A 21,471-nucleotide genomic window follows, 5' to 3' on the forward strand; every position below is an offset into this window, starting at 1 on the left:
GTAACCCCGCGCAAAAACGATATGTCATCATTTACGTTTAAATTATAATAACTTGATTTAGAACAGGTCAGCTTTGACCTGTTTAATTGACTGCTGTAAATGTAACTTGTAAATTAATCTTTTTACAAAATGCTTACAGAGTAATTATGAGAAAGAAGATCGAAGTTGGTGTTATAAACGTTACATTGCAACCTCACAGCCCTGAACGATACATAGAGTTATTTAAAGCAGCAAGAAAGCTTGATGAGCCTGTTCACCTATTTAGCAAGACTTGGGCTGAGCTTACAGATGTACACGAAATCAGCAAGAACAAAGATAAGGTTAAGCCCATTTATGGTGACATCTATAAATACGTGAGTTTTGATGAAAACGCTGATTGGTTTAATAAAAGAACAAAGCAACATGCAACTGAAAAGGAGCTTGAGGGAACCAAAGCTATAGAGCACCTTAGGCCTGAATCAAACCGCTTTACTTTTATTTTTTATCCTAAGCAGCATTTGATCGTATATTCTCAATATGAGAACAAGAAAGCTTTAACCCCTAAACTTGCTACAGAGTTTTTCAACAAGCTCTTGAACCATCCTACATTGAAAGATGAGTTCGGAGAAGTAAACGTAACGCATCAACCGGAACAAAACGTTGTTGATGAGATCATCAAGCTTCCGTCTAAACGAAAGCTTGAAATGACCATTACGCGGCCGAATGCGCTAAAAGACGCTGAGCGTAAGTTTCTTAAGAAAATGAACAAACGCAAGGTACAAAAAATTGAAGAGACACTGACTGCAGTGCCAGACGAGTCAATAGAAGTTGATACAGAGCTTAAAGAATCAATAAAGATCGCTGCTAAATATGGGCACGTAAAAGCAAACGGTAAAAACGCACAAGATGAACGTGTTACAATAGATACTAATGAAACGCCGTTTTCAGCAAAGGATTTCTACGACGATAAGAACTTTACAGCCATGGAAGCGCTGCGACGCTTAGCTGAGACAGTGTTAGATCAGTTTAGATAATGAGGAACGATAGTGGGCCAAGAAAACGATACAGAAGCTGAAAACATCCTAATACGCTACTGGACAAACTATGGTGGCGTTAAGGCATTATTGAAATCAGCTTACTTTTGGTCCGCCTTAGTGCTGTGCATTCTGCTATGGCCAAGCTGGACGCAATACGGGTGGTGGAATGGTGTATTAGATTATGTACCAAACCTCCTAGGTTTTTCGCTTGGCGGCTTTGCGCTATGGATGGCAATTGGTGATGATAGCTTTAGGGCCTTTTTAGCTGAAGAAGATGAAGATCACGAGGTAACGGTCTTTTGTGATGTTAATACCGTCTTCGTTCATTTTATCGTTTTACAAGTAATCGCTATCGTGCTGGCACTTTTAAATAAAGCTTACGCAGGATTCTACCTATATAACCTAATTCCATGGTGTAGGGAAGTAGTCTACGCCATCTGGTTTATTTCATACTTCTTTTTTACCTATTCAATAACAACCACACTCGCAGCTGTTTTTAGTCTCTACCGTGTAACCAACTGGTATGAGATGTTTACCAACAACAAAGATGATGGAAAGTAAAAAGCGCGGTAACTCTTACCGCGCTTTTTACCACTCAGCCACAAACCAACCCAACACATTCAACCGCAACCCTGTTTAAAACACGTTTAAACGGCGTTTAAATTTGTTTAAACCACGTTAAGCCGAATCAGTCTACTGCAAATTGTTTAGCGCCCGTTAGAGCGCGTTTGAGGCGTTATTTTTAAAAAGAGAGTAAGGCTGTCTACCAAACTTACTTTGTGGTAAAAAATAAACACCCTGAGCGTGGGGCTACAGGGTGTTTAACTCTTTTAAGGAAAAACGATGTTTAAGAACAAAAATCAGTTTATCGCATACGCTGCTGTGCACCTAATGGCCGCAGACAATCACTCAACGTCAAACTTGGCTCCCGAGGAAGACGCAGTACAAGATGCCATTAATCTGTACAACGAACTTAAAAAGCAAGGTATCAACATTTACTCGAGCACGAAAGAGGTTGAGTTTAGTGAAGACTACCAAGCAACGATAGACAGCTTGAAAGACACAAAAAGCTAATCTGCTACCGCCTGACTATGCAGCGTAGTTAAGGTTTTTAGCAAAGCGTCATAAAGTTTTTCTTGCTTGTAATGTTGCTTAAAAAGCACCGAGGTAAGCGGTAACATAGGAGTAGCAGGGCGTACACCAAGCTTAGTTGGTGCGCTCTCTGCTTCTATAACCTGGCGAATGCTACTATAAATAATATGGTTCAACGTCTCTTTAACATCATCTACTGGCTCTGCCGCGCCTTTAAAAAACACCTCAACCAGTTGCTGAGCGTGCGCCAGTTCTTCGGGTGTTAGCTGGGCTAAGTCGGCTTGTGCGCTTTCCAAGCACGCAACAACGGGTTTCATCACTACCGCTACATCTTTCATAGGCTCCCCTTGGGTTGTAAGTAAATCACAAAATACAAAGCCAAGCTTACGCGCGCGTAAGCAAACAGCGCATATAGAAATCACTTTACATACGGTGCTACTATAACCGCATCAACAACAAGAGCAGCTAAATTAATATCGTTCAATCCTTCTTGTACGGTAACCTGTAATAATCAGCAATTGCACTTATTTTAATTTCTGAATTTACAAAGTTACAACGGTCTATGATGTTATTCCTGTTGCGCCAAAATTCACTGGTGAGAGGAAAGTTACTCAGCTCATCAAGGTCATAGACAACAGAAACTACGCTGATAGCTTCCCTAAAAAATATGCAATAGTTACTATACCCATCATCAATCTTAGGTTGGTCAATGCCAATTTTGTTGGCTACCTTCGAAATAGTCGGATAAAACTTTGTCATAAATGTGAGTACTTTTATTTCGTCAATTACTACATCATTGATATTGTCTAAATGTGTAAAAAAAACGCGGAACAACTCGTCGTCAATCTCTTTTTCAGATAGCTCACACTCTTTTTTGTTAATGTCAACTAGATATGCCAAGGCGGTGTTAATATCGGATGCAAGAAAAAGTGCTTTGTAGCGCTTAGGTGTAGCATCAAAAAGCATTCCACCTCTAACGGGATAATGCCTTGAGTTATTGAACACTAACGCTGCATGTTGCTTACTAATATATTGAAACTGCCTATTGCCTACTGCACCATCTAGTTTCCTTTCAAAAAAGTCTAAGTCCTTGTGGTAAAGATCGATTTGATGCTCATACTCTTGTCGCTCAAGGTTCCTATGAAACTGCTTAGCCCTAAAGTTAGCAGCAGCTAAAGTTCCAAAAGGAATCGAGAGACCAAGGATCACTAGCGGCACTTTCTGGTACTCAATAAAAGTGTCTAGGCTTTCCTTAGTAATTTTGGTAAATTCAAGCGCATCACCTATTGCGATAGCGCACATTAGTATCAAAGATAAGATAATAGGTATTAGTATAAAGGCCCAAAACACCCAATAGGTGAATATAGTATTCCCTAACCTTCCTTTCACTTTTTGAATCATCTGCTCTGTGGCCCTGTTTAATTCTATTATTTGGGCTTCGAAAGCCCCACAACATTTAAGCTTGCTTTTTAAAGATATCGCTACGCTCAAAGTTCTTCCACTCACCCAAGCGCTCAACAAACAACTCAGGCTCAAATGGTTTTTGATGATGTAGCACAACCTCGCACACGCGGAAGTAATTGCCATCTAACACGATGATGTCTTGGCGTCTTGGTAGTTCAAAGAAGGGCTGCGTCATATTGGATAAGTTTGTAGGCCCGTTCTCAGTCATTTCCCAGATAAATACAGCGAACTCTGCTTTTCTCAAATGTATTCTCCTGTTTGCTTATATATTAGTTTTTTGCAGTTGTAATTACGCCAGACACACTATAATGATAATACGCTAGATAGAAAGGAGATAAATCATGGAAAGCGTATTTAAATTTGTTGAGCCAAAACAGGAAGCAGCACCAAAGGGATTAATTAAGTTTTTTGGCTTAGAGCGATGGTGGCTAAATGAGCTTGAGCCGTATGAGCGAAAACGCATATACGACCATTACGACCCACTCGGTGGTAGCAACAAGATTGACGAAGGCCAAGTCCACAGCACATCCACCACCAAAGTTAGGTTCTTGCAAACCTTAGCGGGTTGGTTTCTACGCAAAGAAGGTGACTTTGACCTCTGCCAAAAGCTACTCAATAAAGCCGAAGACTCTGTAACCCCATACACCAGTTCAACTGACTTACACTTTTTATATGGCCGTGCGGTTAAGTTCTACTACCGGCACCGTAAACAAGGCGACAACCTGCAAAGGGCAATTTTCTATTGTAAAAAGCAAATAGACATTGCCCCCAAGGCGATCCTCTCTATGCAAGCCGACCATAAAAAGATGCTCGACAAGCTCATTGATTGGGGCTTACCACCAAAAGACACCCCGTTTTATTTGCCCGCTCACCGTGGCTATTACCAGCTTGCGATCATTTATAAGAAGCAAGGCGAGTGGCAAAAAGTCATTGAACTTTGTAGGCAGGCTAGTGAACAAGGTTGGGTAGGGGATTGGGAAAAGAGGATTGCTGAAGCTAAGCAAAAGTGAGGCTGAAGGACTTGGTAGGTGTAAGGTCTCTGACCTTACACCGTTTATATTTTAATTGAGCGTCTCTGTATTAAGTTGTTTTTGTATATTTTGCTGTTTACTCATTAGCTTAAATGAAATGCTAACGGTAGTACCTTTTTTACAGCTTTGTATCACAAGCTTAGTGTTGTTTCTTCTTGCGGTTTGCTTCATCAGAAAGAAACCTAAACCATATTTGAATGTACGGGAAAACCAGCTACAGCCACACCCATCATCCATTATGCTGACTTGAAGGGTTCCTCGTACTTGTTCTACGTAGACTTCAACTCGCTTACAATTACCGTGTTCAATTGAATTTTTTACTGAATGATATATTACTGCGTAAGCATCACTCTCGATATGATTAGGAAGCGTCTTACCGTGCTCAGTTGAACACACAAACTCAAATTCACTACTTGGTGCTTCGTATTTGAGAGAGGCTTGAAGCGCCATAACTCCTTGTTTAAGAGTTCTCTTGCCCAGGACTGCATTACCGTGCGCCATTGGCACAAGGACATCTATAACTTCATCGATAAAAACTAAACCATCAGCATGCTGATTGACGTCTGGGCTTGAACACTTAGTTTTGGCTTTAGTCATCAGTGCTAGTAAGTTGTGCGTGCTGGTGAAGCTATACATTTTTTGTAGCTTCTCATGGACATCAAAATTTGCTTTTAAATACAGTAACAATAGATAGGTTGTAATACTCAAAATACTTAATGCGAAAGTAATTAAAAGAGCATAGAAAATCGATGTTTGATACCACTCTCCCTCAAGCCTGACCTCTCTTATTACATTCGACTTCCATTTCCCACCGCTTTGACGTGCTCTGATTTCTAAATTATAAGTGCCTGGCTCAACATGTGAGAAATCTATCACGCCACTAACAGCATTTTGCCACGTATCATTTATCTTGTATTGGTACTCTGTATTGCTCAATACACTTTTTGCCGATATTAGCAGGTTAATGTTCTGATTTGCACGAAAGCTTGCTGGTAGAGTAGGTGAGAACTCACCATTTATCATTATGCCAACAACTGTTGGTTGTTTGATCTGGTTACTTGAGGCGAGCTTGAAAGACTCTATACCATACTGTGTGCCAAAAACAATTCTATCTGAATCTAGTTTCAATGAATTTGGAGTAACATTTAATTGGCTTGTACCTGTCAACGGGTAAGCCGTTAAGCCATCATATATATAAACACCAGATATTGTACCGATGTAAAGCGTATCATCTGTGGCAACCACATCTGAAATGCTTTGCGGTGTCTCAAGTCTATGAGTTTTCTCGCTTTGAAATTTATACAATCCCTGTTTAAATGTTGAAACATATATTCCAGAAGAAAGCTTCACAAAGCCAGTAACTGTTGTCAAATCATGACCATGTGCAGTTATTAATCCATTAGCATCTTTTACATAAAATCCTTTGTTAGTTCCAATGAACAACTTGCTGTCAATCAATTCAATGGCTGTCACTTCTTTTGAGCTCATGACTGCATTCAGATCTTTTACTTCAATAACTTCTTGGTCAATCACTTTATATAAGCCATCGTCATTTGTACCAAAGTAAAGGATGCCATTAATGTTGGACGCAACAATTACATAGCCATCATAGAGCTTATTTATTTGATTTGTAATTACGTCGTACTTACTTAGACTAGTCGTTGTCGCTATGTACAAAGTATTATCCACTAATTCAACATCGGTAGTGACAGGACCATAATTTTCTGGTTCACCAACTAATTTCAGTTTGGGCCCATCTTGTAAATAGACTCCTGTTTCAGTACCTATAAAAGTAAAATCTCTGTTTTTGCTAATCAGGTTATAGGAAGATGGTAAAGGTACGGGGGTATGCTTTTGGCCCTTCGCAACGTGCTGTATGCTGTTATTAGAAAATAGCCACAAATTGTCATTAGAGTCTATAAATATGTGTTTTACAACCTCTGAAAATGAGCTAACGTCGTAATTTATAACTCTTAAATCAAACAAACTAAGTCGCTTAACTTTGTTACCTATTGCGATAAGTGCAGTATTACCATCGATGGCAAGCGCTGTTGGAAATTTTTCCCAAGGTGTAGAGATCATTCTTCCATGGTTATCATAATAATAAAGGGTATTATTACGCCAAATTAACAGCCCATTACTATTCGAGGCTGACTTAGAGTAACTTGCTCCAGTACTCGCTAACTCGACAATACCTTTACCATCAACTTTGTACAATCCACTTTCAGAGTCAATGTAGTTGCCATTAATCGAAGTTACTTTTACATCACTCATCAGCTCAGTAGTTAAGTTATTTACATCACGAGTTACGGAAACAAGAGCGGAGCCATTCTTACAATTTATAAGCTTATCCGTTAACTCCATTCTCCAACATCTTGACTCAGAGATAGTTGTTATTTTTTTGGTGCTTAAATCTACTTTCCGAATGCCAAGGTCGCCTAAGGCAATGTAAAGGCTATTATCGTTGAAAGAATACTCAACATCAGTTACCCAGTTGTTGGGTAAGTCAAACAACTTATTCAATTCAATGTGATGGGTACCATCAAATCTATACCCGCCGACTTGTGTCGCGAAGTAAATAAACCCTTCATCATCTTCTGTTACCCCATAACTATACCCTGTGGGTTGTGATAACACTGGACTAATGAAAAATGTCGACAGGATTAGTATTAAAAAAGACAATCGTTCCATCTGTTCACTGGGAGTGGTCAGCCCCCCTCCCAGCCTCCATCACTTATTTATAGTTCTCGTGCACTCTAGCCCCACACAGTTGTATTAACTCTGGAGCTAATTCAGCATTACCCTCTATCCTATCGATGTTAACAGATTGTACTGATTCTTGTAACCTTTTGTTTATTTTGTTGCTATTTCTTACGTGTTGACTATCTGCTTTTTCTTGGGAGGCAGGAAAAGTATTAATTAGCAACATAGTTGGTTTTCTCGGATCACTGGGGTTGGCTTTAGTATTCCAAGCTTTTAATACAGATTGCCCCGCTTTAACCCCATAAAGTGCTCTATACGCTTTTGCCATAAACTGAGCACCTTCATCAGTCGTGATGATTATCCCTGTATTTACAAATTTAGAACCACAATCAAAGCTAATATCTGCATTTAGGTAGCTACCATCCGGTAGTAACAAAGTGGTATATAAATTTTGCACTTGAGCCCGGTCAGGCTTTGGTTCTAAAGCTTGTGCTGCATTTAATGTTAATCCAAGCAGTGCAGTTATAGCCGAGAGTTTCAAAAATCTTTGAGTCATGGTTTATTCCTGATATCGGTTAAACCAGCCTCAGAGTGCTCCGAGCAACAGCCGCTACAATTGACTTATCCATATCGTACTCAATAGCTGCATCGATAAGAATTGGAGCAAGTGCTTTACGGACTTCAAGCATTCTAGAAGCCGGTATAGTTTTATCTACAACCTGATCCATAACCTCTTCAACGAACGCATTTATTGAAAGAAGTTCACTTCTAACTGTTTCTTTCTCAACACTAGTTGATGTAGCTACAGATTTAGGTAGTTTCGTTTTTTTGTATTTACTATTTTCCGGTTTGACATCAAACAGCCAGTCTAGAGATATACCTTGGGTTTTGCAGATGTTTACTACGCCCTCCCATGGTAATGACCCTCTTTTTCTAGCTTGGTTAACAGCACTTAAAGATAAGCCCATCTCTTTAGATAGCGCTCTATCACTATTAACATTCAGTGTTTCAAACAATCTTTGAATCACTAAATCAACGTCAATACCTTCACTTACTAACTTATCAATTGTCATAACAATAATCAACTACAAAAGTATATGCAGCGATGTTATATGAATTTAAAATTAAACTTGACATATACATATAACCTCACTTACATTGAGTAACAACATATGTGGTTGCATCCACACAAGTTAACGCAAACATAAACAGGTGTACTTTACATGAAACCAAACAGTAAACCCACAAGATTAACCTATGAAGAGATTAAATTCCAACTAAAACAAAAGGATATTTACCTATCTGATATCGCAGTAGCTTTAAAAGTAAGTAGGTCGCATGCGTACCAAATAGCGAGCGGTAGGGCAAAGTCAAAACGTGTTGCTGAAGCTATATCTCGTTGCTTAGGCCTAACGCTGGAGCAAGTCTTTGCTGATGAATATACCAATGTTTCACGTGATAAACGTGACCAGCGCCGCAAACAGATTGCGGCTGTTATTAATACTCCCTTAACTGATAACGCTAATAGCCTCGCTTAGATATGTCAGAAAAACAAGGTAAGGTTTGAAGGAGAATTTACCATGCAACTTACTCAAGAAAGCTCTATTTTTACAGCAAGTGTTGCCCCTGATTGTGAGGTGTATCACCAGTTTCTACACACAGTTAATTCCGCAGCTAGAACGAGTGGCCTGACGAGACAAGGGATCGCTGAAAGAATGAATCAGGCATTAAAAGTTAATGAAATGGTTATAACTGAAAGCAAGTTAAACAAGTACCTCTCACCCGCAACTGAAGTCTATTTGCCAGCTCACTATATACCTGCATTATTATGGGCGATAAAAAGTGTTGAACCAGTGAATATACTTTTGCAACCACTTATGTATAGCGCTTTTGACCAACGAGCCCAACTTCTTCAGCAGCACGCCGAAATGGAAATGCAAAAACAGCAAATCGAAAAGTCCCAAAGAGAAATTCTTAGCTCAATTTCAGTAACAGACGAAGAGTAATCAAGGTTTAAAAATGTGCATATCAAAGACCAAGATCTATCTAAAATTTGGAGTCTGCTATGAATGAGCAATTAATCGATGTAGTAGGTGAAGACTCTGGAGAGGAGCTACAACACCAAATTGAACGGTTAACCACGCCTCTAAATATAGTGATGCCTAATAGCATTGATGAGTGTATGGATAGAGCGACGTTTCTGGCAAATCGACAGTTTTGTGACGCTGCTGAAATGGGTTTTATCCTTTTGCATGTAAAAAATCAAGTGAAGCATGGTGAGTTTGCAAATATGTTGGATGACAGAGGCATTCACCGCCGTACAGCTACCCGAGTTATGGCTGTAGCAAAGATGCTGAAGCAGTTACCAAAAAGCAAAATGGACAAATTGTCCATTTTGAATATGAACCAACACCAACTCTCTGAACTAACTAAAGTCCCAATCGAAACCCTGAAAGAACTGGACGATGAAGACTATGAAGTGCTTGCCGAGACCTCCGGCAGCGCAATCAAGCAGCAAGTTGCCGAACTGCTAGATAAAAAAGCGGAGCTAGAAGACTCATTGGCTCATAGCATCAACGAGCTCGAGCACGAGCGCCTGCGCAAAGTGCCCACCACGCGTTTTGATATGCCGGTGTTTATAAGCGAGCTACGAAAAGACGCCATTGTACACACTGAGCTGCTAAACGAGGCACTGCAGCAAGCGCAAGCAGGGGTAACCCAGCTGTGTGAGCTTAGAACCCTAGACCTACCAGCGCGTATTGCCGCCGCCCAAGTGGTGCACCACGCTTATGCCAGCATATACACCCAAATTGGCAGCTTGCTGAGCCAGCTGCATATGGAGTTTGGTGAGCACGTGCAAGGCATAGAGAACTTACCCACATTCGACGACGCCGAATGGCAATACGTCGACACCGAGCGCGAGCGTTTACTGGAGTCGTTTCGCCTTAGCGCAAAAGGAGATAAATAATGCATCCTGCCGTAGCCAAATTTAAAAACTTGCCCAGCCTTTCTAATACCGTTGATTGGCAAAGCGCCCCCGACACCGCTCGTAAAAAGGCACAAGCCAGGGCAACCATTATTAAGCACTTGGTAGGCATGGGCGGCAATCTTGATGCGGCCATTGCCAAACTTAGCGATGCCATTAACCAGGGTTTAATCACGCCCGCCATTCACCAAGCGATTGCGGCCATTGGTAAATTGCCGTCGCGTGCCACGGTATACAACTGGTATAAAGCCTACAAAGAGCAAGGCATGGAAGGCTTATTGCCAAACAACAAGGGCAGGGCGGCTAAGCAGCCAGCCTGGGCCATGCGTGCGTTAGAGCTATACCACGCGATTAACTCACCGAGTTTTGCCCAAGTGGCCGATCAGCTAATTAAAGAGGGCTACCAAGCAAAAGACTACCAAGTACGCCGCTTTATCAATAGCTTGCCCCATGAGCTAGGCCCACAAAGCCCGTACCGCATTGGTAATAAACTTTACCGTGAAAAACACAAAGACCACCTTATTCGCTCAACCGATCATATCCCGCCGGGCTTTTTGTATAACGGCGATGGCCATACGCTCGATGTATACCTAGCACACCCAAGCACCGGCAAAGCCTGGCGTGCTGAACTAACGGCGTTTCAAGATGTGGGTAGCCGCTGCATTGTGGGCTGGGAGCTGGGCGAGGCCGAGTCGTCAATCAGCACGCTGACTGCGCTCACCCGCTCTATACGTGCGCATCACCACATTCCGAGCATGTTGTATATCGATAACGGCTCAGGCTACAAAAGCCAAATGATGGCCGACGAGTGCACCGGGGTGTATGCCCAGTTCGACATAGACACCATTTTTGCCATACCTGGTAACGCTCGAGCTAAGTGGATAGAGCGCTTCTTTTTGCACATGGAAGACCGCGTAGGCAAACGCTTTGCGAGCTACTGTGGCCGCGACCACACAGAGCGCCACAAACAATTGGTGTTAAAAGAAGTGCGCCAGGGCAAACGCAGTCTACCGACCGTTGACGAGTGGGTGGCCGAGTTTAAGGAGTTTTTAGAGCACTACCACAACAGCCCACACCCAGAAATAAAAGGCAAAACTCGCATGCAAGTGTGGGAAGAGGGCTTACAGCAAGACGCGCCACCCACCACCGACTTTGTGATTTTACCGCGCGAGAAAGTCAATGTGCGCCGTGGCCGTATTCGGCTTCACAACCGCTATTACAGCGCCGATTTTTTACATCAGTTTAATGGCCAAGAGCTGGTTGCCGGCTACGACCTACACGACGATACCTTTATTCACCTGTACGAGAAAACAGGCGAGTTCATCATGGTGTGCCAGCTTAAGAACAAGTCGCACGCTATTCCAACGTCGCGAATTGAGCAAAAACAAAGTGAGCGCCTGGTTAACCAAGAAAAACGCCTACTTAACCACGTTGCAGAAAAACGCGCCCGTGCGGCACAAAAGCGCATTGTCGACGTTGAGTCGGTAGAGGCGCTAGCCGCCGACACCAGCGCGCTAACACACCAAACACCACAAACTTACAACATTGATATTAACGACTTTGCAGTAGACCTGGACGAATACAAACCAGAGCCACTGGAGGCGTTTATTTTGGAGGACGACGAATGAAATTCACCGAGCATTACAGTAGCACGCAACAAAAGCAAGTGGCGCTGTTAAACGCTGAGATTGAGCTATTTAACATCTCACCAACCGAGTATTGCTTGGGTTGGCCACTTGAGCAAGTCACGGCGGTATTAAGCGGTACCAGCCCCATTAACCCCAAAAAAGTCGTGAATGCGTTGTGGGAGCACTTTTTTGGTGACTTTGATGCAAAGCAGTTTACGGGCGGCACCGACATCAGCCCAACCTACACCGAAGACGACAAGCTGGTACTGGCTCGCATTAAAAAGCGCCTTAAAGATAAAGAGCTAAGCGGCCAAGGCGTTACCAGCAGCACGCTGGCTAGCCGCTTGCGTAAAAGTACGGGCATGATCAGCCAATTGTTGGGAGGTAAATACGCCGCGAACCCAAGTAAATACTTGCATGAAGTGTGGAGCATTTTAGAACCCACTACGGTAGACGAAAAGCCAGCCGAGGAACATGCACCAGAGGCCAAGCCGCCTATTCGTATTCGCTATGGTGAAGTGCCCTTTGTAAAAACCAGCGTACCAACCCTGATTAAAACCGCGTGCGAGCAAGCACGAGACCGCCGCCGCATTGCGGTATTTGCTGGGCAAGCGGGGCTGGGTAAAACCAAAGGCATTGAGCGCTACTGCGAAGACAACGACGATGCACTGCTTATTTACGGCAGCGAAGAAACGGCCTCGACCCAAGTGCTTGAAAGCCTAGCACTGCAACTGGGCATTCCTAAGGCCTCTAATTATAAGCGGCTACAAAAAATCATTAATGCGCTGAAAGACTCTGAGCGGTTAATTATTTTAGACGAGGCCGACAAGTGTCGCCCCAATGCGCTAGACCCGTTACGCACCATATCAGATCAAGCCCGCGTAGGCGTTGTGTTGGTTGGCAACATTAAGCTTATCGACAAACTGCAAAGTGAAGAGCGCTATGAGCTGATTTCTAGCCGTGTGTGCTTTTGGCCAAGCCCCGTGGGTGAGTTGCCCATCAACGACATTAAAACCCTGTTTTTTGAGCTCACCCAAAACAGCATTCAAGTAGCCGAAGACAACGACAAGTGGTGGCAGTGGCTGCACAAACGCGTTGAGGGCAATGCACGCATGTTGGTTGAAAACCTGTTACCGCATTTGCTTACCCACATACGCAAAAACCCAAATAAGAAAGTAGACCGCCTGATGGTGAACTCTATTTTCTCGGCAATTCTAAACAAACCCACTATTTAAGGATGCAATGATGATTAATGATAAACACCAGACATCTCAGGACTCAGGCGAAATGGCGCCTCACCGTCGAACGGCCACTCAATCGACCCAGGGGGCTGAGCATCTTGGCAAACCCGAGAAGCCGCTTGGATCCGGTCAACATAAAACAGAGTTGGATTTAGAAGATCAGGCTCATCAGCCAAAGAGCGGTACAGCCTCTCAGCCTCACACAACTGACTCACAGCAAAGTAAAACTCAAGCAGAGCAGTGTGCTGCTCAGCGCGCGGAACAAAGGAAGCAACGCCAGCTTGAACGGCTTGAGAATTTGCTTCGTTCTCGAACTGAGCTTGAAGCACTGCTTTTAGCACACCCTGAGACTGCACCGAGTACGCGTGCGCCAATTCAAGAAATTCACCAGGGGACATTTTTGAAATTATTTCTCGTAGCGTATTGGTGTGCGAAGCAGGTAAGGCGGTTACAAGGGCTGTTTTTAAGGTGGCGCACAGCGTAGCCATTTTAGCGAAATCCATTTTAACTCCAAAAGTAAGACAAACTGATTATTTAAAAGTGAATGGGTACGAACCCCTATAAACGGAGACATTTATGAAACCGCTTAAATCAAAACGTGATAGCCGGCTAAACGAGTTCTTAACGACGGATGAGATAGCTCAGATAAGAAAGATGCAGAACTCACCGCCTCTAGAAATGCATTTACCTCAAGACTGTTGCCAGTGTTCCAAACGGGAAAGTCGCAGGCAATCAACTGGCGAGCTGCCAACGCAAACTTTAAGTACTTTCGGTGGTTTGGATAAGTAGTCAACTTCATTCCTTTATTTAAAAAGCAAAGGCCTTGCTGCAACAAGGCCTATAACCATAGGAAAACCAACATGGCATTTTCAATCAATATTAACGAAGGCTTTTTTAGCGCCAAGTTTGCTGTAAGCGACAGCAAGAACAACACGCAAATGTTAGCCGCCGTGTGTAAGCACGACCCGAACGGCACCATACTCGACAGCGTAAACGGCAACATTAAAGCGGCGTTTTCTATCCTGCTTGGCATTAAGCTATACGAATGCAAGCAACTTGAAAAGGTAGATCCGGCAGTAAATTTTACCGATGAATTTACCTTGCATTATTCAGATATTGCCGTATTGCACACCAGCGACGACAAACCTTGGGACGTAAAAGTGCTTAAGTTTTGCCTGCTGCCCGACTTTACCATTGAGGAGGTAGCATGACCCTAGTGCAACAAATTAAAGCCGCACAGCGCTACGCACACATTAGCGATGAAGCACACCGCCAAAATGTGCTGGAGGTTAGCCAGTATCGGGTGTCGTCCTGCACCAAACTGACCATCGATGAGCGCAAAACCTTGCTGACACGTTACCACGCGATGAACCCAACTCACCGCAAGCGTAAAAAGTTGCCTCAGGCGCTTAGGCATATTTATCGGCTTTGGGCGCTGCTGGCAAAAGACGGCAAGGTGCGAGTTAACAGTAAAGCGGCCTGTGAAGCGTTTTGTAAAAAGCACACCCAAGGTGTGCCGCTCCACAAGGCACAAGACGATTGGCAGCAGCTTATTGAAATACTCAAAAGCTGGCTAGAAAGAGGGCAAAGCGATGAGCATAAACAGCTTTAACGAGTTCACAATCAACGCCAACCGCGAGCGCTATAGCGAAAACTTAATCGCTCGCAAGCCAAGTAAAAAAGACGCTGCATGTTGCCAGGCGCGCCGTCGCTTAGAGGCCATTAAAGACCGCCGAGCCATTGAGCGTGAATACAGCGTGGAGGGCTTATTTGATGAGTGAGCTAACCGTTGATTTAAGAGCATTGCCGGCAGGCATTCGCCAGTTCGTAAAAGTGTTAGGGGTTGAAAAAACCATACAGCTGCTCACTGAGCACCAAGGGCAGATGTTTTACATTCCCAAAACCGCCAACCCGAACAGCCACTTTGTAAAGGTGTTTGGCGAGGATATGTGTTTGGCCCTGGCCAACTACGCTGAAACCCAGTATCAGGTGCCCATGCTAAACAAGGTGCTAATACAGCTACGCGACCAGGTGATTGTTGAAGAGGTGAAAAATGGCACCACCATTCAAGCCCTGGTTAAACGTTTTGGCATTACACGGCAGTGGATAATGAAAATTTTAAGCGAGCATAACGCGTACAAAGAGCAACAGATGGAGCTTAAATTATGAGTACAACACAGCATTATTATGACCGGTTAAAAGCCGCCGGCGTTCCTATGCATGAGTTTAGTTGCCCGCATTGTAAAAAGCAGTTGCTAACGCAACAAAACAACACCGCATGCAACTGGGATACCCTTGCAAGTTGCCACCACTGCCAGGGGGTCTTTTGGAAGATAACCGTAGCAGAAGGCCAAGGTGTTACCACGGCGGTTGCCAAAAGTGCGTAGCGATAATTTTGTATTGCTAACGGCCAAGCAGTTAGCAGGCAAAAAAGCCATTAAACCGTGGATGTTTAAAATAGGCTTAGCCTTACTAAACAGCCACATTACAGAACGTAAAAGCCTTGGCTTGCCCTTGTTCGAACTCGAGCAAGAGCTGGCCGAGGCGACCAAAGAGTTGGAGAAATAATGGAAACCTTTGTTGTGTTACTTTGGAAAGACGCCCGCATGGCCACCAATGAGCTATATGGGGCGGTTGAAATTGATCAGCACGATATTGCTTGCTTGGTGGCTGAAAAGTACCAGGCTTTATCGGGCAATAAAGTAAGCCATTGCGAGTTACGCGGCATAGTGACCGACCCTGAAGAGCTGTTTGCTAACGTGCCTCGCTTAGACATAGGGCAGGAGGATTTATGACAGAAAAAGGCAAGATAACTCACTTTTATGTGATTGCTCGCTGCCCACATTGTGAAGAAGATACGGAAGTTCATGAGGATGAATATCAAAGTGACCTTGCCATTTGCCAGCACTGCGATGAAGAATTTGAGCTTTAAACACCATTTAATCCCCCTTTAAACTTAATTTAAACGGCCAGTATTGCAGTATGGCCGATTTTAATTTAGCCTAATTTAGCCGTTTTATTCCCTCCGTTGAAAACTACTTTCCATATGTTTGCCCTGTGACGATTACGCGATCATCACCCCATGAGCAAAGCAAAATCATTGCCTGTGTGGGTGTTGGCGGAGCTAATCGTTGCAGCAAAAACGCGTGAAGAAAAGCAAGCCATTGCTGCAACCTGTGAGCCACGATATTTACAGCTGCTGCGCAACCGCGTGAAAGCGCTGATTGCTGAGCAAAAAGCGATGTCCCCACCTAAGCCTGTGCCTAAATGCTTTGCAGACGTTAAAACCAAACTGAAGCGTAGGACTGCCCATGGACAAAAACCTGTTTAATCAATTAAAGCGCCATGAGGGCGTTAGACTAACTGTGTATCACTGTCCATCAGGGTACGCCACGATTGGTGTTGGTCGAAACTTAGAGCAACGCGGCCTATCTGAAACCGAATCGGACTACTTGCTCACAAATGACATAAACGAGTTTACTCAATCAGTACGAGAAAACATCGACACCTCAAAGTGCAACCCCGCCCGCGAAGCGGTGTTGATTAACATGGCCTTTAACCTTGGTATTACTGGCCTGCTTGAGTTTAAAAACACCATCACCGCTGTTGAAGCGGGCGACTGGGAGTTAGCTGCCTTTGAAATGCTCGACTCACGCTGGGCCGTTCAGGTGGGTGGCCGTGCTGACGAACTGGCCGAGCAAATGGCAACAGGGGAGTGGTATCAATGACCCCAGAACAAGAAAACCAGTTATTTCAGTCAATAGGCCAAATTCAGGCAACACAAACCGCGATACTCAAAGAAGTTACTGACATAAAAGCCGACCTCACCAAACGGGTGGATGGCCTCGAGACTCGCGTTGAAAAGGTGGAAGGGCATGTGACCAACAACCGCGTGAAAATCGCGGGCCTTGGCGGTGGCGCAGGCCTTGCGGTTGCCATTGCCGTTGAACTGTTAAAACTGAAAACCTGAGGCTGATGATATGGCGCACTCTGCGGATATTAAAAATGCAGTAAGACACAGCTACGTCAACGAGCTGTTGGCATTGTCGGTTGCCGCGGTAAAGCACAGCGTGGCAGACGGTACAGCACGGCGCTGGAAAGCCGAGGCCAAAGCTAACGGCGACGACTGGGATTTGGCTCGTGCAGCCGCCCGAAAAGCCACAGGCCCTGCCGGCGAATTTACCCAAGACTTTATTGAAGAGTTTACCATTCAAACTCACGAAACCTTCAACTTACTGAGAGACCCTGAAAACGCGATGACCCCAGCTGAGCGGGTAAAGGTGCTGTCGCAGCTGAGTGATATGTACAGCAAGGTAATGAACTTAAGCGGTGGCAATAAGAAAGTAGAGCGCCGCACGGTAGCAGCAGAGGTGTTGAAAAAACTGGCTGCGTTTGTCAGTAAACATCACCCTGAATTTTCGCCTCAGCTGGTGACCATTTTAACGGCATTTGGCCCGCAGCTTGTCAATGTGATGGATGACTGATGGCGGACTTAAACAGCAAAGAGTTCCTGGCAGAGCTTGAACAGATCACCGCAGGCCTAAGGCTAGACATTGAGGCCAAGCAACGTGATATTGACCCAAGCCCAGAGGCCATTACCGCAAGACGAAAGCGCGTACTAAGTGGCGACTTTGAGTTCTTTGTGTACACCTATTTTCCACATCATATGTGGCTTGACGATGGCCAACAGCCTAGCGAGTTTCAGCACTACTTTATGAATTGGTTCCCTGAAGCGTTAAAGCTCACCAACGGCTGGAAAAACTGGTTTGTAGCCCCTCGTGGCGAGGGTAAATCGACCTTGGGCGTAAAAATATCCCCGCTTTATGTGGCTGTATTAGCACTACTTCAAGATGACGACGTCTGCCAAGAGTTAGAGCTGATCAAACCCGACATTTTTATTGATTACGCCATCTTGTTTGGTGCCGAGGCAAAAATGCCGGCCAAAACACTGGAAGTGGTAAAAACTGAGTTACTGCAGAACAACAATTTGCTGTTGGACTTTCCTGAAGTATGCCAAACCAGCCCCACATGGAAAATAGGCGAATTTGTTACCGCGCAGGGCGTACGCTTTGAAAGCCGTGGGGCTGAGCAGTCGGTTCGTGGTGCATTCCACGGCGCGAGCCGCCCCAAATTGCTCATGGCCGATGACATTATCACGGATAAAGAAGCCCGCTCAGCCACCGAACGAGACTCTCGCTGGGCGTTTTTAGAAGCCGCCGTGCAATACCTTGGCCCACCTGACGGTACCGTAAAATTCCTAGGCGTAAACACCGTTTTAAACAGCGACGACCCAATCTCGCGTGCTGAAAACGCACCTGGGCACTTAGTGCATCGGTTCAAAGCCATAAGCCAATTCCCCGAGCGCATGGATTTATGGGAAGAGTGTCGCGATTTAATGCTTTATAAAGACAAGGAGTTTGAGAAAAAAGCCGCAGCAAAAGGCCAGGCCGTTGCTAAAGAAGATAAACCCTCATTTAAGTTTTGGCTCAAGAACAAACGCCAAATGAATAAGGGAGCTAAAACCTCTTGGGCAAGCGTACGCAGCTTGTATGACTTAATGGTGATGTGGGCCTCAAATAAGCGTGAGTTTAACCGCGAAATGCAAGGCATTGCCAAGAGTGACGATGAGCAAATTTTCTATCAATTTGAGTTTTGGGTAAACCGACTGAACCTATGGACGCCATACGGCGCATGCGACCCAAGCATGGGAAAAACCGCTGGCGCTGACCCCAGTGCTTTGCTGGTTGGCCTGTTTTGCAAAGACTTGGGCAAACTGCATGTGGAATACGAGAGCCGCAAGGTGCGAGGCACTAGCAAGCTACTTAACGACTTAATTCGCCTACAGCGTGAATACAACTGTTTGGTGTGGGGCTTTGAGAATAACAACGCCTTTGAATACATGCGCCAAGACTACATAAAACGCGGATTAGACGAAGGTATTGCACTGCCGCTTCGTGGTGTAACCGCAACGGTAAGCCAGGATGAACGTATAGAGGGATTAGAACCCTTTGTAACTAATGTGCCCGCCCAAATTGCGTTTAACTCAAAGTGCCCACTCATCATGGATGAGCTGGAGAACTGGCCAGAGAAGCAAAGCACCCACCACTATGACTTAAGCTGTGCCCTAACCATTTTATGGATGATTGCCAGCACTGGGGCAGGCGGTATGCCCAGAGTCCGCAGCAAAAAAGTGACTAAATCAATAGGGGGCTACCATGTCTAAACCTCATTTAAGCTTACGGGGTTATCGAGCCCTGCAAAAAATGTTCAACATGAGCCAAAGTGATCCAAATCACTGGGCTATGATGCGAGAGTTACCTAACCCTGACCCAATACTGCGTAAAGCAGGTAAAAGCGCCCTAATTTATGACGAAATTGCCGCAGATGCGCATGTGATTGGCGAATTACGTTCACTGCGTTCTGGCATGTTTGCGTTTAATGCTGAGTTGGTACCCGGTGGCAGTGATGCAGCCAGTAAAAAAAGCTATGAGTTGGCCAAGTCGTTGATGGACGATAGCCCAGGTATCAATACCGAATGGATGGACATCGACTGGCACAACTACAGTGCCATTTTGCATGGGTTTGCAGTAACGCACCTTGGGGCGTATGAAAAGTCCGATAACAATTGGCTACCCAGTAAAATTGAGATGTGGCCAGCCAGTCGATTTGTGTTTACACCTGAGCATGAATTACTGCTAAAAACCCGTGATAACCCCCATGGCGAATTGCTAGATGAAGCTCGCTGGACGTGTGTGAGGCATATGCCAAACGCTAAAAACCCATACGGCGTAGCCCTGTTAAGTAGTTGTTTTTGGCCTTGGATGTTCAAGCATGGTGGCTTTAAGTTCTTTGTACAACTCTGCGAGCGTTTTGGTGTGCCATTCCCTGTGGGTAAACACCCAGTCGGCAAAACAGATGACCAAGTGGACGACCTCATTGATGGGCTTGCTAAGCTGATCACTGATGGTATTGCGACCATACCGGATGATTCATCCATTGAGATCATCGAAAGCAAGCTCAGTGGCGAGCCCGTACAAAAACAACTGATAGACATGTGCAACGCTGAGATGAGTAAGGCGCTGACCTCACAGACCTTAGCAACCGAGCAAAAGTCGGGGGCACGTGCAGCCAGTGAAACGCACGCTAGGCGGGCAGGTGAAAACCAACGGGCAGATAGGGCATTGGTAGCCAGTTACCGTAACCAAATTTTAGAGTGTATCCACCATGTGAATTTTGATGGTGGTGAGCCGCCTAAATACATTTGGCGAGACAAAAAAGAGATCAACCTTGACGCGGTAAATGTCATTCGAGAAACCGCCAAATTGATTAAAGTGACCGAAGATCACGCCTACAAAACTCTCGGTGTGCCAAAACCACAAGACGGCCAAACGGTATTAGAAGTAAAGGACGATGGCGCTGGAATTGCCACGGCTGCAAAACAGGACTTTGCGGCGACGGACCGCTACAACATGGACGTGACCTCTTTTGATGAGTTTGATCAGGCAACTGATGTGGAAATTGCCAAAATTTTTGAGTTTGCCAAAAGCTCAGCAAGCCTAAACGACCTAAAAGACAAAATCCTTTCTGAATTCCCTAACCTCAGTGGTACCGCACTGGCTGACGTAGCCAGTAAAGCGTTTGAACTGGAGTTTTTGCAAGGGATGGATGAAGCCAATTCTACGGAGATAAACGATGACTGATACACCTGAAGGTTACATGAAAGACGGCAAAGGCAATTTAGTCGCCATCACCAATATTAAGCAAACCGATCTCATTAAAGACGAGTTTGTAAAACAAGCCGTAGCGTTGGCTGAAAAACAGCAAAAAGAGCTGGCTGATTTTAAGCGTTTGCAGATGGAACAAGCCGATAACTTTATGGAGTTACTGGCCCAAGAGCACAACGTAAACCTGGGTGGCAAAAAGGGCAATGTAACGCTTCGCTCATTCGACAACAAGTTAGCGGTAAAAATACAAGCGCAAGAGCGAATTGAGCTTGGCCCAGAGCTTCAGTTAGCAAAAGAGCTCATTGATAAATGCCTGGATGAATGGACCGAAGGAGGCAACCAAAATATTCGTGCCATTGTGAACAAGGTATTTGCAACCGATAAGCAAGGGACGCTAAACCCACAGCGCATATTGAGCCTGCGCCGCCTTGAGATAGCTGACGACACAGGCAAGTGGCAACAGGCTATGGACATCCTGGCGGAGTCAGTAACGTCAATTGATAGCTGCCGTTTTATTCGTTTTTACAAACAAGATGATCACGGTAACGACAACGCCGTTTCACTTGATATAGCAAAGCTGTGAGGT

At 44.6% G+C, this 21,471-nt stretch carries 32 protein-coding genes; 24 read left to right on the forward strand and 8 right to left on the reverse strand.

Features of this window, described 5'->3' with window-relative positions; all coding sequences use genetic code 11:
• Nucleotides 1-146: 146 nt before the first annotated feature.
• The 3 genes from ACNKW2_RS04885 to ACNKW2_RS04895 all read left to right on the forward strand — a co-directional run bounded on the left by ACNKW2_RS04885 (nt 147) and on the right by ACNKW2_RS04895 (nt 2,090).
• On the forward strand, nt 147-1,013 hold the full coding sequence (locus tag ACNKW2_RS04885) for a DUF4747 family protein (RefSeq protein ID WP_419147532.1): 867 nt from the start codon (nt 147-149) through the stop codon (nt 1,011-1,013).
• 12 nt (nt 1,014-1,025) lie between these two features.
• Entirely contained in the window at nt 1,026-1,577 is a 552-nt protein-coding gene (locus ACNKW2_RS04890) for a hypothetical protein (RefSeq protein WP_419147533.1), read from the forward strand.
• A gap of 282 nt (nt 1,578-1,859) precedes the next feature.
• A complete protein-coding gene (locus ACNKW2_RS04895) occupies nt 1,860-2,090 on the forward strand; it encodes a hypothetical protein (protein WP_419147534.1) in 231 nt (76 codons plus the stop codon).
• Here the strand turns inward: ACNKW2_RS04895 and ACNKW2_RS04900 are convergent.
• The 3 genes from ACNKW2_RS04900 to ACNKW2_RS04910 all read right to left on the reverse strand — a co-directional run bounded on the left by ACNKW2_RS04900 (nt 2,087) and on the right by ACNKW2_RS04910 (nt 3,816).
• The gene (locus ACNKW2_RS04900; RefSeq protein ID WP_419147535.1) at nt 2,087-2,446 is read right to left on the reverse strand and encodes a hypothetical protein; all 360 of its coding nucleotides are present in this window, start codon (nt 2,444-2,446) and stop codon (nt 2,087-2,089) included. The two genes, ACNKW2_RS04895 and ACNKW2_RS04900, sit on opposite strands and share 4 nt — an antisense overlap.
• 142 nt (nt 2,447-2,588) lie before the next feature.
• On the reverse strand, nt 2,589-3,599 hold the full coding sequence (locus ACNKW2_RS04905) for a hypothetical protein (protein WP_419147536.1): 1,011 nt from the start codon (nt 3,597-3,599) through the stop codon (nt 2,589-2,591).
• Entirely contained in the window at nt 3,565-3,816 is a 252-nt protein-coding gene (locus ACNKW2_RS04910; RefSeq protein ID WP_419147537.1) for a hypothetical protein, read from the reverse strand. The genes ACNKW2_RS04905 and ACNKW2_RS04910 overlap by 35 nt, the downstream gene beginning before the upstream one ends.
• Before the next feature lie 97 nt (nt 3,817-3,913).
• Here ACNKW2_RS04910 and ACNKW2_RS04915 point away from each other — a divergent pair, with 97 nt between their 5' ends.
• Entirely contained in the window at nt 3,914-4,582 is a 669-nt protein-coding gene (locus ACNKW2_RS04915; RefSeq protein ID WP_419147538.1) for a tetratricopeptide repeat protein, read from the forward strand.
• 51 nt (nt 4,583-4,633) lie between these two features.
• On the opposite strand, the gene ACNKW2_RS04920 is transcribed toward ACNKW2_RS04915, so the two are convergent.
• Genes ACNKW2_RS04920 through ACNKW2_RS04930 form a run of 3 tightly spaced genes read right to left on the reverse strand, consistent with a single transcriptional unit; the run spans nt 4,634 to nt 8,379 of the window.
• The gene (locus tag ACNKW2_RS04920) at nt 4,634-7,294 is read right to left on the reverse strand and encodes an ATP-binding protein (protein WP_419147539.1); all 2,661 of its coding nucleotides are present in this window, start codon (nt 7,292-7,294) and stop codon (nt 4,634-4,636) included.
• 43 nt (nt 7,295-7,337) lie between these two features.
• Nucleotides 7,338-7,862: a hypothetical protein gene (locus tag ACNKW2_RS04925; RefSeq protein WP_419147540.1), complete on the reverse strand. Its 525-nt coding sequence runs from the start codon at nt 7,860-7,862 to the stop codon at nt 7,338-7,340.
• 19 nt (nt 7,863-7,881) lie between these two features.
• A complete protein-coding gene (locus ACNKW2_RS04930; RefSeq protein ID WP_419147541.1) occupies nt 7,882-8,379 on the reverse strand; it encodes a helix-turn-helix domain-containing protein in 498 nt (165 codons plus the stop codon).
• 150 nt (nt 8,380-8,529) lie between these two features.
• On the opposite strand from ACNKW2_RS04930, the gene ACNKW2_RS04935 reads away from it, so the two are divergent.
• From ACNKW2_RS04935 to ACNKW2_RS04955, 5 genes are read left to right on the forward strand one after another with little or no spacing between them, the layout of a single operon-like run.
• Complete coding sequence (locus ACNKW2_RS04935) at nt 8,530-8,844, forward strand: helix-turn-helix domain-containing protein (RefSeq protein WP_419147542.1); 315 nt, start codon at nt 8,530-8,532, stop codon at nt 8,842-8,844.
• 42 nt (nt 8,845-8,886) lie between these two features.
• Nucleotides 8,887-9,312: a hypothetical protein gene (locus ACNKW2_RS04940; RefSeq protein ID WP_419147543.1), complete on the forward strand. Its 426-nt coding sequence runs from the start codon at nt 8,887-8,889 to the stop codon at nt 9,310-9,312.
• A 59-nt stretch (nt 9,313-9,371) separates the two neighbouring features.
• Nucleotides 9,372-10,274 (forward strand): hypothetical protein, encoded by a 903-nt coding sequence (locus ACNKW2_RS04945; protein WP_419147544.1) that lies wholly within the window; start codon nt 9,372-9,374, stop codon nt 10,272-10,274.
• A complete protein-coding gene (locus ACNKW2_RS04950) occupies nt 10,274-11,920 on the forward strand; it encodes a Mu transposase C-terminal domain-containing protein (protein WP_419147545.1) in 1,647 nt (548 codons plus the stop codon). Before ACNKW2_RS04945 ends, ACNKW2_RS04950 begins: the two co-directional genes overlap by 1 nt.
• On the forward strand, nt 11,917-13,155 hold the full coding sequence (locus tag ACNKW2_RS04955; RefSeq protein ID WP_419147546.1) for an AAA family ATPase: 1,239 nt from the start codon (nt 11,917-11,919) through the stop codon (nt 13,153-13,155). Before ACNKW2_RS04950 ends, ACNKW2_RS04955 begins: the two co-directional genes overlap by 4 nt.
• Before the next feature lie 14 nt (nt 13,156-13,169).
• On the opposite strand, the gene ACNKW2_RS04960 is transcribed toward ACNKW2_RS04955, so the two are convergent.
• Both ACNKW2_RS04960 and ACNKW2_RS04965 read right to left on the reverse strand, forming a co-directional pair.
• Entirely contained in the window at nt 13,170-13,664 is a 495-nt protein-coding gene (locus tag ACNKW2_RS04960; protein WP_419147547.1) for a hypothetical protein, read from the reverse strand.
• Between the two features lie 83 nt (nt 13,665-13,747).
• Complete coding sequence (locus tag ACNKW2_RS04965) at nt 13,748-13,954, reverse strand: hypothetical protein (protein WP_419147548.1); 207 nt, start codon at nt 13,952-13,954, stop codon at nt 13,748-13,750.
• A 67-nt stretch (nt 13,955-14,021) separates the two neighbouring features.
• Here ACNKW2_RS04965 and ACNKW2_RS04970 point away from each other — a divergent pair, with 67 nt between their 5' ends.
• From ACNKW2_RS04970 to ACNKW2_RS05040, 15 genes are all read left to right on the forward strand, one after another.
• Nucleotides 14,022-14,372, forward strand: coding sequence for a hypothetical protein (locus ACNKW2_RS04970; RefSeq protein WP_419147549.1), 351 nt, complete (start codon nt 14,022-14,024; stop codon nt 14,370-14,372).
• The gene (locus tag ACNKW2_RS04975) at nt 14,369-14,773 is read left to right on the forward strand and encodes a phage protein GemA/Gp16 family protein (RefSeq protein ID WP_419147550.1); all 405 of its coding nucleotides are present in this window, start codon (nt 14,369-14,371) and stop codon (nt 14,771-14,773) included. The genes ACNKW2_RS04970 and ACNKW2_RS04975 overlap by 4 nt, the downstream gene beginning before the upstream one ends.
• The gene (locus ACNKW2_RS04980) at nt 14,754-14,942 is read left to right on the forward strand and encodes a hypothetical protein (protein WP_419147551.1); all 189 of its coding nucleotides are present in this window, start codon (nt 14,754-14,756) and stop codon (nt 14,940-14,942) included. Before ACNKW2_RS04975 ends, ACNKW2_RS04980 begins: the two co-directional genes overlap by 20 nt.
• The gene (locus ACNKW2_RS04985; protein WP_419147552.1) at nt 14,935-15,330 is read left to right on the forward strand and encodes a Mor transcription activator family protein; all 396 of its coding nucleotides are present in this window, start codon (nt 14,935-14,937) and stop codon (nt 15,328-15,330) included. The genes ACNKW2_RS04980 and ACNKW2_RS04985 overlap by 8 nt, the downstream gene beginning before the upstream one ends.
• Nucleotides 15,327-15,548, forward strand: coding sequence for a hypothetical protein (locus ACNKW2_RS04990; protein ID WP_419147553.1), 222 nt, complete (start codon nt 15,327-15,329; stop codon nt 15,546-15,548). The genes ACNKW2_RS04985 and ACNKW2_RS04990 overlap by 4 nt, the downstream gene beginning before the upstream one ends.
• A complete protein-coding gene (locus ACNKW2_RS04995; RefSeq protein WP_419147554.1) occupies nt 15,541-15,729 on the forward strand; it encodes a hypothetical protein in 189 nt (62 codons plus the stop codon). The genes ACNKW2_RS04990 and ACNKW2_RS04995 overlap by 8 nt, the downstream gene beginning before the upstream one ends.
• Nucleotides 15,729-15,956, forward strand: coding sequence for a hypothetical protein (locus ACNKW2_RS05000; RefSeq protein ID WP_419147555.1), 228 nt, complete (start codon nt 15,729-15,731; stop codon nt 15,954-15,956). The genes ACNKW2_RS04995 and ACNKW2_RS05000 overlap by 1 nt, the downstream gene beginning before the upstream one ends.
• Entirely contained in the window at nt 15,953-16,093 is a 141-nt protein-coding gene (locus ACNKW2_RS05005; RefSeq protein WP_419147556.1) for a hypothetical protein, read from the forward strand. Before ACNKW2_RS05000 ends, ACNKW2_RS05005 begins: the two co-directional genes overlap by 4 nt.
• A 150-nt stretch (nt 16,094-16,243) precedes the next feature.
• Entirely contained in the window at nt 16,244-16,492 is a 249-nt protein-coding gene (locus tag ACNKW2_RS05010) for a hypothetical protein (protein ID WP_419147557.1), read from the forward strand.
• Nucleotides 16,473-16,889 (forward strand): glycoside hydrolase family protein, encoded by a 417-nt coding sequence (locus tag ACNKW2_RS05015; RefSeq protein ID WP_419147558.1) that lies wholly within the window; start codon nt 16,473-16,475, stop codon nt 16,887-16,889. The genes ACNKW2_RS05010 and ACNKW2_RS05015 overlap by 20 nt, the downstream gene beginning before the upstream one ends.
• Nucleotides 16,886-17,131: a hypothetical protein gene (locus ACNKW2_RS05020; protein ID WP_419147559.1), complete on the forward strand. Its 246-nt coding sequence runs from the start codon at nt 16,886-16,888 to the stop codon at nt 17,129-17,131. Before ACNKW2_RS05015 ends, ACNKW2_RS05020 begins: the two co-directional genes overlap by 4 nt.
• Nucleotides 17,132-17,141: 10 nt before the next feature.
• A complete protein-coding gene (locus ACNKW2_RS05025; protein WP_419147560.1) occupies nt 17,142-17,645 on the forward strand; it encodes a DUF1804 family protein in 504 nt (167 codons plus the stop codon).
• Entirely contained in the window at nt 17,645-19,384 is a 1,740-nt protein-coding gene (locus ACNKW2_RS05030; protein ID WP_419147561.1) for a hypothetical protein, read from the forward strand. Before ACNKW2_RS05025 ends, ACNKW2_RS05030 begins: the two co-directional genes overlap by 1 nt.
• Nucleotides 19,377-20,861, forward strand: coding sequence for a phage portal protein family protein (locus ACNKW2_RS05035; RefSeq protein ID WP_419147562.1), 1,485 nt, complete (start codon nt 19,377-19,379; stop codon nt 20,859-20,861). The genes ACNKW2_RS05030 and ACNKW2_RS05035 overlap by 8 nt, the downstream gene beginning before the upstream one ends.
• A complete protein-coding gene (locus ACNKW2_RS05040) occupies nt 20,854-21,468 on the forward strand; it encodes a DUF3164 family protein (protein WP_419147563.1) in 615 nt (204 codons plus the stop codon). The genes ACNKW2_RS05035 and ACNKW2_RS05040 overlap by 8 nt, the downstream gene beginning before the upstream one ends.
• The last annotated feature ends 3 nt before the right edge of the window (nt 21,469-21,471 follow it).

Origin of the sequence: Pseudoalteromonas 'SMAR' (genome assembly GCF_048515945.1) — a bacterium.
Lineage (GTDB): Bacteria > Pseudomonadota > Gammaproteobacteria > Enterobacterales > Alteromonadaceae > Pseudoalteromonas.